The 14,701-nt window shown below is 38.5% G+C and carries 14 protein-coding genes; all 14 read left to right on the top strand.

All coding sequences use genetic code 11. From position 1 onward, the window contains the following. Positions 1-24 precede the first annotated feature (24 nt). The 14 genes from mnmA to EPL02_RS17695 all read left to right on the top strand — a co-directional run bounded on the left by mnmA (position 25) and on the right by EPL02_RS17695 (position 14,699). Positions 25-1,137, top strand: coding sequence for a tRNA 2-thiouridine(34) synthase MnmA (gene mnmA / locus EPL02_RS17760; protein ID WP_131888323.1), 1,113 nt, complete (start codon positions 25-27; stop codon positions 1,135-1,137). Between the two features lie 111 nt (positions 1,138-1,248). Further along, positions 1,249-1,908, top strand: a complete 660-nt coding sequence (locus tag EPL02_RS17755; RefSeq protein ID WP_094910888.1) for a tetratricopeptide repeat protein — start codon at positions 1,249-1,251, stop codon at positions 1,906-1,908. A 28-nt stretch (positions 1,909-1,936) separates the two neighbouring features. After that, positions 1,937-4,300, top strand: a complete 2,364-nt coding sequence (recD2, locus tag EPL02_RS17750) for an SF1B family DNA helicase RecD2 (protein ID WP_094910887.1) — start codon at positions 1,937-1,939, stop codon at positions 4,298-4,300. A 129-nt stretch (positions 4,301-4,429) separates the two neighbouring features. Continuing rightward, complete coding sequence (locus EPL02_RS17745; RefSeq protein ID WP_131888322.1) at positions 4,430-4,621, top strand: hypothetical protein; 192 nt, start codon at positions 4,430-4,432, stop codon at positions 4,619-4,621. 21 nt (positions 4,622-4,642) lie between these two features. Further along, the gene (locus EPL02_RS17740) at positions 4,643-4,777 is read left to right on the top strand and encodes a YrzQ family protein (RefSeq protein WP_094910885.1); all 135 of its coding nucleotides are present in this window, start codon (positions 4,643-4,645) and stop codon (positions 4,775-4,777) included. A gap of 128 nt (positions 4,778-4,905) precedes the next feature. After that, positions 4,906-5,970, top strand: coding sequence for an AI-2E family transporter (locus EPL02_RS17735; RefSeq protein WP_434223170.1), 1,065 nt, complete (start codon positions 4,906-4,908; stop codon positions 5,968-5,970). A 399-nt stretch (positions 5,971-6,369) separates the two neighbouring features. Continuing rightward, positions 6,370-9,003: an alanine--tRNA ligase gene (gene alaS, locus EPL02_RS17730; protein ID WP_131888320.1), complete on the top strand. Its 2,634-nt coding sequence runs from the start codon at positions 6,370-6,372 to the stop codon at positions 9,001-9,003. Between the two features lie 84 nt (positions 9,004-9,087). Next, a complete protein-coding gene (locus EPL02_RS17725; protein WP_094910882.1) occupies positions 9,088-9,357 on the top strand; it encodes an IreB family regulatory phosphoprotein in 270 nt (89 codons plus the stop codon). Then, a complete protein-coding gene (gene ruvX, locus EPL02_RS17720; RefSeq protein ID WP_094910881.1) occupies positions 9,358-9,774 on the top strand; it encodes a Holliday junction resolvase RuvX in 417 nt (138 codons plus the stop codon). It abuts the gene before it with no gap. A 115-nt stretch (positions 9,775-9,889) separates the two neighbouring features. After that, complete coding sequence (locus EPL02_RS17715) at positions 9,890-10,183, top strand: DUF1292 domain-containing protein (protein WP_256993314.1); 294 nt, start codon at positions 9,890-9,892, stop codon at positions 10,181-10,183. Positions 10,184-10,368: 185 nt separating this feature from the next. Continuing rightward, positions 10,369-11,469: an endolytic transglycosylase MltG gene (gene mltG / locus EPL02_RS17710; RefSeq protein WP_094910880.1), complete on the top strand. Its 1,101-nt coding sequence runs from the start codon at positions 10,369-10,371 to the stop codon at positions 11,467-11,469. Between the two features lie 332 nt (positions 11,470-11,801). Continuing rightward, positions 11,802-12,452 carry an O-methyltransferase gene (locus tag EPL02_RS17705; RefSeq protein WP_131888319.1) on the top strand — a complete coding sequence of 217 codons (651 nt, stop codon included), beginning with the start codon at positions 11,802-11,804 and terminating at the stop codon, positions 12,450-12,452. Positions 12,453-12,454: 2 nt separating this feature from the next. Then, positions 12,455-13,384: a peptidase U32 family protein gene (locus EPL02_RS17700; RefSeq protein WP_094910878.1), complete on the top strand. Its 930-nt coding sequence runs from the start codon at positions 12,455-12,457 to the stop codon at positions 13,382-13,384. A gap of 52 nt (positions 13,385-13,436) precedes the next feature. Next, positions 13,437-14,699 (top strand): peptidase U32 family protein, encoded by a 1,263-nt coding sequence (locus EPL02_RS17695; RefSeq protein ID WP_094910877.1) that lies wholly within the window; start codon positions 13,437-13,439, stop codon positions 14,697-14,699. Positions 14,700-14,701: the final 2 nt, after the last annotated feature.

Raw genomic sequence — 14,701 nt, 5'->3', positions numbered from 1 at the left:
ACACGTTTATTGGAGGTGACTAAGTTGACGAAAGCACCAAAAGATACGCGTGTTGTTGTTGGAATGAGTGGAGGAGTAGACTCTTCAGTTGCTGCTCTTTTATTAAAACAACAAGGTTATGATGTAATTGGAATCTTTATGAAAAACTGGGATGATACGGATGAAAATGGCGTATGTACAGCAACAGAAGATTACAATGATGTCATTCGCGTATGTAATCAAATCGGTATACCATACTATGCAGTCAACTTTGAGAAACAATATTGGGATAAAGTATTTACGTATTTCCTTGATGAGTACAAAGCAGGTCGTACGCCAAATCCTGATGTTATGTGTAATAAAGAAATTAAATTTAAAGCATTTTTAGAACATGCGATGACGCTTGGAGCAGACTATTTAGCAACAGGTCACTACGCGCAAGTAGCGTATCGTGATGGTGAGTACAAAATGCTTCGCGGGGTAGACAATAACAAAGACCAAACGTATTTCTTAAACCAGCTTGGTCAAGAGCAGCTCTCAAAAGTGATGTTTCCACTTGGAGGAATCGAAAAATCCAAAGTGCGTGAGATTGCGAAAGAAGCGGGACTTGCGACAGCTACTAAGAAGGATAGCACGGGCATTTGTTTTATTGGAGAACGCAATTTCAAAGAGTTTTTAAGTCAGTACCTTCCAGCTCAGCCTGGTCTTATGCAAACGTTAGATGGTGAAGTAAAAGGAAATCATGATGGCCTGATGTATTATACAATCGGTCAACGTCACGGGCTTGGAATTGGTGGAAGCGGAGAGCCTTGGTTTGCTGTTGGTAAAGATTTAGAAAAGAATGTTCTTTATGTTGATCAAGGGTTTCATAATGAACTGTTATACTCAACGTCTATTACAGCAACTAATGTTAGCTGGGTAAGTGATCGTGAGTGGAACGAGCCGCTTTCTTGTACAGCTAAATTCCGTTATCGTCAAGAAGATAATGAAGTAACGGTTGAAAAGCTAGACGAAAATACGGTTAAAGTACTTTTTAAGAAACCAGTTCGTGCCGTAACGCCAGGACAAGCTGTTGTATTTTATAACGGTGAAGAGTGTCTAGGTGGAGCTACAATCGATAATGTGTATAAAGATGAAGAGCAGCTTTGGTACGTGTAATACGAATCCAAAGGCTTTTTAACGAAACCTCGGCTCTGTAGAGCGGGGGTTTTGTTATGATATACTACTAGTAATGGGATAAACTAATAAAAAACAACGGTGGAGTGAAATATGACAGATAAAAATCAATTAGGTATTCAATATATGCAAGATGGAAAATTTGAAGAAGCAGCAAAAACATTTTCAGAAGCAATTGAAGAAAATCCAAAAGATCCAGTTGTATACGTAAACTTCGGCAACCTTTTAGCCGCAGTTAGCGAAACGGATCGAGCACTAAAATTTTATGAACGGGCAATTGAAATTGATGAGGAAACAGCAACTGCTTATTATGGTGCTGGTAACGTGTACTTTAACCTTGAGCAATTAGAACAAGCGAAGCATTATTTTGATTTAGCTATTAAAAAGGGCTTAAATTCTTCAGATGCGCATTTTATGCTTGGCTTAACACTATTTCATTTAGAACAAACAACGTATGCTCTGCCTTATTTAAAACGAGCAGTAGAGCTCAATGAACACGATACAGAAGCCAGATTTCAGCTTGGACTTTGTTTAGCTCAACTGGAAATGGTAGATGAAGCGGTAGAAGAGTTACTTCGCGTTGTCCAAGAAGATGAAGAACATGCTGATGCTTACTACAATCTAGGCGTAGCTTATGCGATGAAAGATGATAAAGATAAAGCTATCTCAATGTTTGATCAAGCATTAGAAATCCAACCAGATCATCATCTAGCAGCAAATGGTAAAAATGTTCTTTCAATGATGGAACACTAAGAAGTGAATGTAAAAATGGGGGAATAGTATGAGTGAGGAAGTTCTAAACCCTTTACAACCCGAGGAAGAGAAAACGTACATAAAAGGCACGGCAATTGTCACGGTCTTTCATAACGAAGAAAACTTGTATAACGTAACAAGAATTAGAATAAAAGAAACAAATGTATCTATGGACGATAAAGAAGCGATTGTTACGGGTTATTTCCCTCGTTTAAATGAAGATGAGCTTTACACTTTTATTGGAAATTTTAAAGAACATCCGAAATTTGGCCTTCAGTTTCAAGTAGAGCAGTTTAAAAAAGAGCTTCCCCAGTCAAAGCAAGGGGTTATTCAGTACTTATCAAGTGATCTCTTTAATGGTATTGGTAAAAAAACGGCAGAAAATATTGTAGAAGCACTGGGTGAGCGTGCAATTTACCGAATGCTACAAGACCCTGCAGTATTAAAAAAGGTGCCTAGACTTTCTGCTGATAAAGCTGAAAAGCTAATTGCTCAGCTAAGAGAGCATCAGGGGTTAGAAGAAGTAATGGTTAAGCTGACAGATTTGGGTTTTGGTCCGCAGCTTTCTATGAAAATTTTCCAAGCTTATAAACAAGAAGCTCTAGAAGTGATTCAAACAAATCCCTATCAGCTCGTAGAAGATGTGCAAGGAATTGGCTTTAATCGAGCGGATGAATTAGGGAGAAAGCTCGGGTTAGCAACCAATCACCCTAATCGGCTTCGAGCCGGGATTTTATATGTTATTGAACATGAATGCAATCAAATGGGACACGTCTATGTGAAAGCAGAGCAGCTATATCAGAAAACGGGAGAACTGTTACAAAAGAGTCGTCAAGAACCACTCTCAGAAATGGATATTACACGCGAGATTGACGCATTAAAAGAAGAGAAAAAGATTATTATTGATGACGATAAAATGTACTTTCCACCGCTTTTTTATGCTGAAAAAGGAGTCGTTAAAGCAATTAGCAAGCTCATGGCCCAAACAGAGTACGCAGAGCAATTTCCCGAATCAGAGTTCCTTCTAGCTCTAGGGGAGTTAGAAGAACGTTTAGGCGTACAATATGCACCTTCGCAAAGGGAAGGGATTCAAAAAGCACTTTTATCCCCAATGCTTCTTCTTACAGGAGGCCCAGGGACGGGTAAAACAACAGTAATTAAAGGTATTGTAGAACTTTATGCAGAGCTTCATGGCTGTTCGTTAAATCCAGGCGATTATAAAAAAGACGAAGGGTTTCCCGTATTGCTTGTCGCTCCTACTGGACGAGCGGCTAAGCGTATGAGTGAGGCAACGGGCTTACCAGCGGTGACGATTCACAGGCTTCTAAAGTGGAATGGACAAGAAGGGTTTGACCACAATGAAGAGAATCCAATCAATGGCAAGTTGTTGATTGTGGATGAGGTCTCCATGGTGGATCTATGGCTTGCTCACCAACTCTTTAAATCACTTCCAGCTAGCATCCAAGTAGTGCTTGTAGGAGATGAGGACCAATTGCCTTCAGTTGGTCCTGGCCAGGTACTGAAAGACTTATTACATTCTGAAGCCGTTCCTACCGTACGATTAACAGACGTGTATCGCCAAGAAGAAGGCTCATCTATCATTGATTTGGCTCATGAAATTAAAAAAGGACGTCTTCCATCCGATTTAACTAATCAACAAGGTGATCGTTCTTTTATTCGCTGTTACGGTGGGCAAATTACAGATGTCGTCAAACAAGTGTGTGGCAATGCTGTAAAAAAAGGCTATACGGCTAAAGATATTCAGGTATTAGCTCCAATGTATAAAGGTCCAGCTGGTATTGATAAGATGAATGAAGTCCTTCAAGAGTTATTTAATCCGGCTTCTCATCAACGGAGAGAACTGAAGCATGGAGATGTAACCTATCGTGTAGGCGATAAGGTGCTTCAGCTTGTCAATCAACCGGATAGCAATGTTTTTAATGGGGATATGGGGGAGATTGTATCTGTTTTTTTCGCCAAAGAAAATACAGAGAAGCAGGATATGCTCGTTATTTCATTCGAAGGAAATGAAGTAACGTATACGAAACAAGACTTTAATCAGATTACGCATGCGTACTGCTGTTCTATTCATAAATCACAAGGAAGTGAGTTCCCCATTGTTGTGTTGCCTATTGTGAAAAGCTATTATCGAATGCTGAGACGAAACCTTCTCTATACAGCAGTCACCAGAAGCAAGCAGTTCTTAATCTTATGTGGCGAAGAAGAAGCGTTTCAAATTGGCGTAAATCGGAACGAAGATAGCGTTCGGCAAACCAATCTACAAGCTCTTCTCAAAGAGCAATTAGTTGATGAGTTAGAAGATCCTGAGGTTCCATTTATGAAAGATGCAAATATTGGTATGGAAAACCTTACGCCGTATGATTTTATGTAAGATATCGCAACCTACAAAAGAATTAAGCATTGTTTAATTCCCTCCTCCTACCCTGGTGTTTAGGTATGGACATGGTAAAAAGTGGACAGAATACGTTTTATAAACGAACGTATAAAAGAGGTGTTCACTTTGTTAAAGTGTCCAAACTGTAGAAGTATTGATGTTGGTAAAATTGGGGTTAATCAATATTATTGCTGGAATTGTTTTATTGAAATGACGATTTCAAAAGGACAAATTAATACCCACCAAGTAGAAGAGGATGGCACATTAAGCTCATTGGATGATCTATTTTCAGAGGATGAGCGTACAATGAACTTTTAACTCATTTAGGGGGGCTTTGCGATGAATCGAATTATTCCGTCAGTAGTTGCTTTTGGTCTAGGGGCGTATGCGTTTAAAATGGCAGATGACCGAGATATGTTTACAAAGCGCAATATGAAAAAAATGCGCAAGCGTGTAATGAAAGCAATGCACTAAAATCATTGTTGGTCTCTTTACAAAAAAAGCTCTTGCTTAGCAAGGGTTTTTTTTATGTCAAAGGATATCTTAAAAACATCATGAATAAACTCTTTTCTTTGTTGAAAAATAAACATGAGGAGGAGTTTATTGTGAAAGAGGTACCGATTAAATGGTTTTATCGCTTGGGGATTTTTTTGCTGGCACTGCTTTGTATATTGCTTTTATTTAAAATAAAGTTTGTTTGGCTACCGTTTCTTGAGATGTTTTTTAAAGCAATGTTGCCTTTTTTTGTTGCTGCCTTTATTACATATTTACTTCATCCAATTATTGAGAAGACGCATGAAAGAGGTGTTCCGCGACCTCTTGCTATTTTACTGATTTACCTCATCTTTTTTGGTGGAATAGGTTATGGCATCTATAAAGGATTTCCTCTTTTCGTTATTCAGCTAAAAGAATTAAATGAACAGTTGCCCGAACTTACGGAGATGTATAAGGGGTGGGTGCATGAAATTCATGATCGTACTTCAACCCTGCCAAACGGAGTTCATGAGAAAATTGAACAAAGTATTGTCGATTTAGAGCAAACTGTTAACGCATGGTTATTACGAGTGATGGAGGGAGTTAAATCCATCGTTAATTCATTTTTAATTCTCATTATTATTCCATTTATTGTATTCTACCTACTAAAAGACTTTGGGCTTGTTCGAAAAGCAGTCGCATATATTGTGCCAAAAAGATGGCATGAGGAAGGAAAGCATTTTCTACATGATGTAAATTTGTCATTAGGGAGCTATCTTAGAGGGCAGTTTTTTGTTTGTCTCATCATAGGTGCCATTGCCACGACTGCATTTTGGTTTTTTAACGTACCGTACGCACTGTTGCTAGGAGTAATCATAGGCATTACGAATATCATTCCGTATTTTGGCCCAATTATTGGAGCAGTACCGGCCGCTATTCTCTCTATGACGGTCTCTGTTAAGCTTGTGCTAATTGTTGTCGTCATTATTTTTGTGCTTCAATTTTTAGAAGGCAATGTTTTATCTCCTCTAATTGTAGGGAAGAGCTTACATATTCATCCTCTTTTTATAATCTTAGCGCTTTTGCTTGGAGGAGAATTTGGAGGAGTATTTGGGTTAATTATTGCTGTTCCCATTTTAGCTGTTGTAAAAATTTCAATTCTACATGTGCGAGGGCATACTTTGAAACATTGACAAAGCAACCCGAATTTGTCATAATATCGCCATAGAAAACGTTACATAGTAAACAATACAATGATGGAACCAAGTAGGCTGTACACTGGTATATAAGAGAAGCACTTCCAAGGCTGAAAGAGGTGCAATACAAAGAATAGCTGAATAGCTAGTCCTGAGTGCAGGAAAAACCTGCCGTTTCAGCAGCGTTAATGCGATGAAGGTGATGAACATCCTTGTATGTTCATAATCAGGGTGGTACCGCGAGCTAAACTCTCGTCCCTGCTTTTTGGGATGAGAGTTTTTTTGTGCGCAAATTTCTAAAATTGCCTATTGTATTGTGCGTAATGAAGCAAGCTGCTTTTAGGTCATTCTGTTTTTGTCTATAAATAATGAAGAGTTCTAAAGGAGGAACCAATCATGAAAAAGTTAACATCTGCACAAGTGCGCCAAATGTACTTGGATTTCTTTAAAGAAAAAGGTCATGATGTAGAGCCAAGTGCTTCTCTTGTACCTCATGAAGACCCATCCCTTTTATGGATTAACAGTGGTGTTGCCACGCTAAAGAAATACTTTGACGGACGTGTCATTCCACAAAACCCACGTATTTGTAATGCTCAAAAATCAATTCGTACAAATGATATTGAAAATGTCGGTAAAACAGCGCGTCACCATACGTTCTTTGAAATGTTAGGTAACTTTTCAATCGGTGAATATTTTAAGGAAGAAGCAATCGACTGGGCTTGGGAATTCTTAACAAGTGATAAATGGATTGGCTTTGATTCTGAAAAACTATCGGTTACTATTCATCCAGAAGACGAAGAAGCATTTAAGCTTTGGAATGAAAAAATCGGTGTTCCAAAAGAGCGTATTATTCGTTTAGAGGGTAACTTCTGGGATATCGGTGAAGGACCAAGTGGACCAAATACAGAGATTTTCTATGACCGTGGTGAAGCTTATGGAAACGACTTAACAGATCCTGAGCTGTACCCTGGTGGAGAAAACGAACGCTATTTAGAAATCTGGAACTTAGTATTTTCTCAATTTAACCACAATCCAGACCATACCTACACACCGCTACCAAAGAAAAACATTGATACAGGAATGGGACTAGAGCGTATGGTATCTGTCATTCAAGATGTACCAACAAACTTTGATACAGATTTATTCATGCCAATTATTGAAGCAACTGAAAGTATCTCAGGTGCTAAGTACCGCACGGAAGATGAAAAGGACGTGGCATTTAAAGTAATTGCTGACCATATTCGTACGGTAACATTTGCCGTTGGAGACGGAGCTCTTCCATCAAATGAAGGCCGTGGATATGTACTGCGTCGTTTATTGCGTCGCGCTGTGCGTTATGCGAAGAAATTAGGCATCAATCGTCCGTTTATGTATGAGCTAGTACCCGTTGTAGGCGAGATTATGGTTGATTTCTATCCAGAAGTTAAAGATAAAACAGACTTTATTCAGCGTGTTGTGAAAAACGAGGAAGAGCGTTTCCATGAAACGTTAAATGAAGGTCTTGCTATCTTAGCAACGATGATTAAAAAAGCAAAAGACCAAAGCAGTAATATAATTTCTGGTGAAGATGTATTCCGCTTATATGATACGTATGGCTTCCCTGTAGAGTTAACGGAAGAATATGCAGAAGATGAAAAAATGAAAATAGACCATGCTGGTTTTGAAAAAGAAATGGCAGGTCAACGTGAACGCGCAAGAGCGGCTCGACAAGATTCTAACTCTATGCAAGTTCAAGGTGGCGTACTAGGCGAATTAACAGTTGAAAGTGAATTTGTCGGCTACGATAAAGATGAAGTGGAAACGTTCATCGAAGCCATTATTGTAAATGGCGAGCTTGTTGATAGAGTAACAGAAGGTCAAGAAGCACAGGTTATTTTAAAGCAAACTCCATTCTACGCTGAGAGCGGTGGACAGATTGCTGACCAAGGAGAAATTTCAAATGCGACAGCTGTGGCGTCTGTTAAAGATGTACAAAAGGCACCAAATGGCCAAAACGTACACACGGTAGAAGTAAGAAATGGTGAGCTTGTAAAGGGTGAAACATACACAGCAACAATTAGTGGGAAAAAGCGCGACGCAATTGTGAAAAACCATACGGCAACTCACCTCCTTCATCAAGCGTTAAAAGATACGTTAGGAACGCATGTTAACCAAGCTGGTTCATTAGTAACTCCAGGTCGCTTACGTTTTGACTTCTCTCATTTTGGCCAAGTAACAGCGGAAGAAATTGAAAAAATTGAGACGATTGTTAACGAAAAAATTTGGGAAAACATTGCGGTAAATATTGAAAATAAAGCTATTGACGAAGCAAAAGCAATGGGAGCAATGGCGCTGTTTGGTGAAAAATATGGTGATATCGTTCGAGTTGTTCAAGTTGGAAACTATAGCTTAGAACTTTGTGGTGGTTGCCACGTTGCGAACACGTCTGAAATCGGTCTATTTAAGATTGTGTCAGAATCAGGAATTGGAGCTGGAACACGCCGTATTGAAGCAGTAACTGGAAAAGCAGCTTACCAGTTGATGAATGACCAAGTAACATTGTTAAAAGAAGCAGCAGCAAAAGCGAAAGCAAATCCTCGCGATCTTGTTGGACGTGTAGAAGGTTTACTAGAAGAGATTCGCCAGCTTCAACGTGAAAATGAGTCATTAGCAACAAAATTAGGAAATATTGAAGCAGGAAACTTAATTGACCGTGTAAAAGACGTAAACGGTGTGAGTGTCCTAGCAGAAAAAGTAAACGCAACGGATATGAACAATCTTCGTTCAATGGTAGATGACTTAAAGCAAAAACTTGATTCAGCAGTTATTGTACTAGCAGCACCTCAAGGTGAAAAAGTAAACATCGTTGCGGGAGTGACAAAAGATTTAATTTCAAAAGGTCATCATGCAGGTAAGATTGTAAAAGAAGTGGCAACAATTTGTGGCGGCGGCGGCGGCGGGCGTCCAGATATGGCTCAAGCAGGCGGAAAAGACCCGAACCAAATTGAAAATGCATTGAAGATTGTAGAAGAATGGGTTAAATCCGTTTAATTCTCCGCTTTCTTGGTGTACAATAGAAGTAAGACTTAACATGATTCATAATGTGCTCACAAATTAAACGAGTGAGGTGGGAAAATGAGTTCATTTGATAAAACAATGCAATTCAATTTTCAAGATGAGCCAGCTGAAACAAGCGTCCATGAGGTTTTATTTACGGTTTATGACGCATTGAAAGAAAAAGGATATAACCCGATTAACCAAATCGTTGGATATTTGCTATCAGGCGATCCTGCTTACATTCCTCGTCATAATGATGCGCGAAATACAATTCGCCAATTAGAGAGAGACGAGCTCATTGAAGAACTTGTGAAATCTTATTTACAACAGCATCGAAAGGATTCATAAATGCGCGTATTAGGATTAGATGTTGGTACGAAAACGATTGGCGTAGCTGTAAGCGATGAAATGGGCTGGACAGCTCAAGGAATTGAGACTATTAAAATTGCTGATGAGCAAATGAAGGAGTCTTATCCTCGATTACAGCAGTTAATTGATGAATATTCAGTTGAGAAAGTCATTGTTGGACTACCCAAAAATATGAATGGAACAATCGGTCCTCGCGGTGAAGCTTGTCTTCAATTTGCGGAGGAACTAACGAAGAATCTAGACATTGAAACGATGATGTGGGATGAGCGTTTATCGACAATGGCTGCAGAGCGTGTGCTACTTTCAGCGGATGTTAGTCGTAAAAAGCGTAAAAAAGTCATCGATAAGATGGCAGCTGTTATGATTCTTCAAGGATATTTAGACAGCAAACAATAAGGTTGATTGTTGCTTAGCTTCTGCACGGTTATACTCGATTATAAGAGTCTAATTTGATAAGAAGCTAGGGCTTTCAACTTGTCATAAAATTGCTAGTAACTAGCTGGAAAATGAGGTGTCAAACATGACAGAAGAAGGAAAAATTACAATCGTAGACGAAAGTGGTAACGAACAATTATGTGAGATTCTATTCACATTTGATTCTGAAGAATATGGTAAATCTTATGTGATTTATTATCCGATTGGTGCAGATGAAAACGACGATGAAGAAATTGAAATTCATGCGTCTGCCTTTACACCAAGCGAAAATGGTGAAGATGGTGAGCTTCAACCAATCGAAACAGAAGAAGAGTGGGATATGGTTGAGGAAATGGTTAATACGTTCCTTGACGAAGAAGAAGGCGAATAAAAAAGTTGGTGGCGAGAGCTACCAACTTTTTTTATGGTTTTCTTTCAAATAATTTACATCTTTACTGTCTATCCTAATGAGGATATGTCTTTTCACTTGCTTTTATAGGCGGTCTTGTATGATAATGACGAAAAATGAGATAAATTGTAGTATAATAGTGCGTGCGTATGAGAGGAGGATGCAACTTGTCGCACCAGTCTTTTTTAACCCCTAAAAATAATAAACGAAAAAAAATTATGATTGTGACAATAATTCTTTTAGCTGTACTTATTGGTGGAGGCTTTTTTTATGCCCAATCATTTGTACAACCCGTTGATAAAAACAGTAGTAAACAAGTAAACATAACGATTCCACAAGGTTCTTCAGTACGCTCGATTGGAACGTTGTTAAAAGAAGAAAAGCTAATTAAAAGTGAAAGTGCTTTTCGATACTATATTAAAGCTTCTAGCGTATCAGGTTTTCAGGCTGGAACATACACTTTCTCTCCTTCCATGAGCTTAAGTGAGATGGTAGATATGATGGAAACGGGAGATGTATCAAAGAATCCCGATGTTCGCTTAGCGATTCCAGAAGGGCGTCAACTTGACGAGATAGCTACTATCATTGCAAATAGAACGAAGTATACAGAAGCAGAAGTAATGGATACTCTAGACAATCCTGCTTTTATTGAGAAGATGAAGAAGAAATATCCGGACCTTGTGACGGATGAAGTGCTTAATAAGGATATCAGGCATCCTTTAGAAGGGTACTTGTATCCTGCTACTTACGATTACTATGATTCAAATGTTTCGCTTGAAGTTATTTTAGACGAGATGATTGGCAAAACAAATGGTGTTTTAGCTCAATATCAAAAAGAAATGAAGAGCAAAAAATATACTGCTCATCAACTTTTAACAATGGCGTCTTTGATTGAAGAAGAAGCAACGAAACAGGTTGATCGCGAGAAAATTGCAAGTGTGTTTTACAATCGTATTGAAGAGGATATGCCATTACAGACGGATCCAACGGTGTTATATGCTTTAGGTGAACATCGTGAGCGCGTCTACTATAAAGATTTAGAAGTGGACTCACCTTACAATACGTACAGAGAGAAAGGACTTACACCAGGACCGATTGCTAACTCTGGTTTAATGTCCATTAAAGCAGCTTTGGAGCCCGCTGATACAGATTACCTTTATTTCTTAGCGAATAAAGATGGAGAAGTCATCTTTACTAAAACACTCGATGAACATAACCAGGAAAAAGCGACTCATATCACAGGTCCTCGGGAAGAAGATAAGGAATAAAAGTAATAATATACGTTAATTATGTGTTTAAAACCCCCTCTATTTTAAAAAGCAGAGGGGGTTTTAGTTATAAATTTGTATGGATAGCTCTAATAATCGATTCGACTTTTGGCATCTGCTCTACTTTTATGTTAAAATATATCGGGTTTACGTTCAGAAAAAAACCACTTATAATAGACTAGTTGTATATTTTTATTGCGGTATATTTTGTACGTTAGTACATGGTAATTAAGGCTTTTTTAAAGCTTTAGTCACGTTTATTTAGTAAATCAAACTATATATAACCGCTTTTGACTAACGTCAAACATACTTCTTTGAACGGAGGAAGTGTTTTGCTTTTACAAAATGTTGAACAATATGTAGAAAACCTTATTCCTAAGCGTACAGAGCTTGTTGAAGAGATGGAGAACTATGCAAAAGAGCACGTGGTACCAATTATGGAACTTATCGGAATCGAAACATTGCTTCAAATTCTTCGCCTTCATCAGCCAGCACATATATTAGAAATTGGGACAGCCATCGGCTATTCTGCTATTCGTATGGCTGAAGCATTGCCAAATGCTAAAATCGTTACGATAGAACGTAATGAAGATCGTTATAAACAAGCTCAATTATTCATTAATCGAGCTGAAAAGAAAGAACAGATTAAAACCTTGTTTGGAGATGCTTTAGAACTTCAAGCAGACATTGAAAAAAATGGCCCTTACGATGCAGTGTTTATTGATGCTGCCAAAGGACAATATCAGCGATTCTTTCAGCATTATGCACCACTCTTAAATAAAAAAGGTATTATTATTTCAGATAATATTTTATTCAAGGGGCATGTAGCAACAGATTTATCGCAGATTGAAACGCGTCGTAAGCGAAGTTTAATTAAAAAAATTGATGCATACAACGTATGGCTAATGGAACATCCAGATTTCCAAACCACAATTTTACCAATTGGGGATGGAATTGCAATTAGTATAAAAAGAGGTGACTGACAATGAAAAAACCTGAATTATTAGTAACACCAACTGCTGTTTCAGATATTAAACCATTAATAGAAGCAGGTGCAAACGCATTTGTAATTGGTGAACAGCGATACGGGTTAAGACTTGCAGGAGACTTTAAGCGTGAGGATATTGTAGAGGCAGTTAATGTTGCACACGCTCATCATGCAAAAGTTTATGTAGCTATGAATGCATTATTTCACAACGATAAAGTAGCTGAGTTAGATGAATATATCTTATTTTTACAAGAAGCAGGCGTAGATGCGATTGTCTTTGGGGATCCGGCAGTATTGATGGCTGCTCGTGCAGTTGCGCCGAAAATGAAGCTTCACTGGAATACAGAGACGACGGCAACTAACTGGTATACATGTAATTATTGGGGGCGAAAAGGTGCTAAGCGTGCAGTATTAGCTCGCGAGCTAAGTATGGACAGCATTATTGATATTAAAGAACATGCAGAAGTAGAAGTGGAAGTACAGGTCCACGGAATGACATGTATGTTCCAATCGAAGCGCTCTTTATTAGGTAATTATTTTGAATATCAAGGTAAGGTTATGGAAGTTGGAAATCGTAAGCTTGAAAAAGACATGTTCTTATTCGACAAAGAGCGTGATAACAAGTATCCAATTTACGAAGATGAGAACGGTACACATATCATGAGTCCAAACGATATTTGTATTATCGACGAGCTTGCAGAAATGATTGATGCGGAAGTCGATGTCTTTAAAATTGACGGCGTGTTAAAAAGCTCAGAATACATTATTGAGGTAACGAAAAAGTATCGCAAAGCTATTGATTTATGTGTAGAGAATCGTGAAGAGTATGAAAATCTAAAAGATGAGTTACTAGAAGAAATTGAAGGAATGCAACCAGCAAATCGTCCTCTTGATACAGGGTTCTTCTTTAAAGAAACTGTTTACTAAGCATCATGAGAACGGAAAAATCGAAAAAGTAGACAATTAGGAGGTACTAACTATGGCTGTACAAATCGATACGGTTGTTAATGGGAAGCGTGTTATTACGAAAAAGCCCGAGTTGTTAGCTCCAGCAGGCAATCTTGAAAAGTTAAAAGTAGCAGTACATTATGGTGCTGATGCGGTCTTTATCGGTGGAAAAGAGTTCGGTCTTCGCTCAAATGCAGGCAACTTTTCATTAGAAGAAATGGCTGAGGGAGTAGAATTTGCAAAAAAATACGGAGCGCGTATTTATGTAACAACAAATATCTTTGCTCATAATGAAAACATGGATGGCTTAGATGAATATTTAATGGGATTACAAGCTGCTGGCGTAGCTGGAATTATCGTAGCTGACCCGTTAATCATTGAAACATGCCGTAAGGTTGCGCCAAAGCTAGAAGTTCACTTAAGCACTCAGCAGTCGCTTTCAAACTGGCGTGCTGTTCAGTTCTGGAAAGAGGAAGGCTTAGAGCGTGTTGTACTAGCACGCGAAACCGGGGCTGATGAGATACGTGAAATGAAAGAAAAAGTAGATATTGAAATTGAAACATTTATCCACGGAGCTATGTGTATTGCTTACTCTGGTCGATGTACGTTGAGTAATCATATGACAGCTCGTGATTCAAATCGTGGTGGTTGCTGTCAGTCATGTCGTTGGGACTACGACTTATTCAAGTTAGAAGGCGAAGCAACAGAAGTTCCTTTATTCAATGAGTCAGATAGTCCGTTTGCAATGAGTCCAAAAGATTTAAATTTAATTCAGTCAATTCCAAAAATGATTGAGCTTGGTATCGACAGCTTAAAAATTGAAGGCCGTATGAAATCAATCCACTATATTGCAACAGTTGTAAGTGTCTACCGCAAAGTTATTGATGCTTATTGCGCAGACCCAGAAAACTTTGTAATTCAAAAAGAGTGGTTAGATGAGCTTGATAAATGTGCTAATCGTGATACTGCGCCTGCTTTCTTTGAAGGTGTACCAGGCGTAGATGAGCAAATGTTTGGTATTCATGGTAAGAAAACAACATTTGATTTTGCTGGACTAGTGTTAGACTATGATGAGGAAACAAGCATGGTAACACTCCAACAACGAAACCACTTTAAGCCTGGAGATGAAGTGGAATTCTTTGGCCCAGGAATTGAAAACTTTACACAAGTAGTCGGCACAATTTGGGATGAAAAAGGAAATGAGCTAGACGCTGCTCGTCATCCGTTACAAATTGTAACGTTTAAGGTAGACAAACCATTGTCTTCTTACAACATGATGCGGAAGGGGATGTAATA

This window comes from Bacillus sp. CBEL-1, assembly GCF_004348885.1.
Taxonomy (GTDB): Bacteria; Bacillota; Bacilli; order Bacillales; family Bacillaceae_H; genus Priestia; species Priestia aryabhattai_A.
The sequence above is the reverse complement of the archived record's forward strand: the minus strand, read 5'-3'. Positions and strand labels throughout refer to the sequence as shown.

Coding starts and splice junctions, on each gene's coding strand:
- EPL02_RS17700 (WP_094910878.1), top strand. CDS start 12,455: ATGAAAAAACCTGAATTATTAGTAACACCAACTGCTGTTTCAGATATT.
- ruvX (WP_094910881.1), top strand. CDS start 9,358: ATGCGCGTATTAGGATTAGATGTTGGTACGAAAACGATTGGCGTAGCT.
- EPL02_RS17755 (WP_094910888.1), top strand. CDS start 1,249: ATGACAGATAAAAATCAATTAGGTATTCAATATATGCAAGATGGAAAA.
- EPL02_RS17695 (WP_094910877.1), top strand. CDS start 13,437: ATGGCTGTACAAATCGATACGGTTGTTAATGGGAAGCGTGTTATTACG.
- alaS (WP_131888320.1), top strand. CDS start 6,370: ATGAAAAAGTTAACATCTGCACAAGTGCGCCAAATGTACTTGGATTTC.
- recD2 (WP_094910887.1), top strand. CDS start 1,937: ATGAGTGAGGAAGTTCTAAACCCTTTACAACCCGAGGAAGAGAAAACG.
- EPL02_RS17725 (WP_094910882.1), top strand. CDS start 9,088: ATGAGTTCATTTGATAAAACAATGCAATTCAATTTTCAAGATGAGCCA.
- EPL02_RS17740 (WP_094910885.1), top strand. CDS start 4,643: ATGAATCGAATTATTCCGTCAGTAGTTGCTTTTGGTCTAGGGGCGTAT.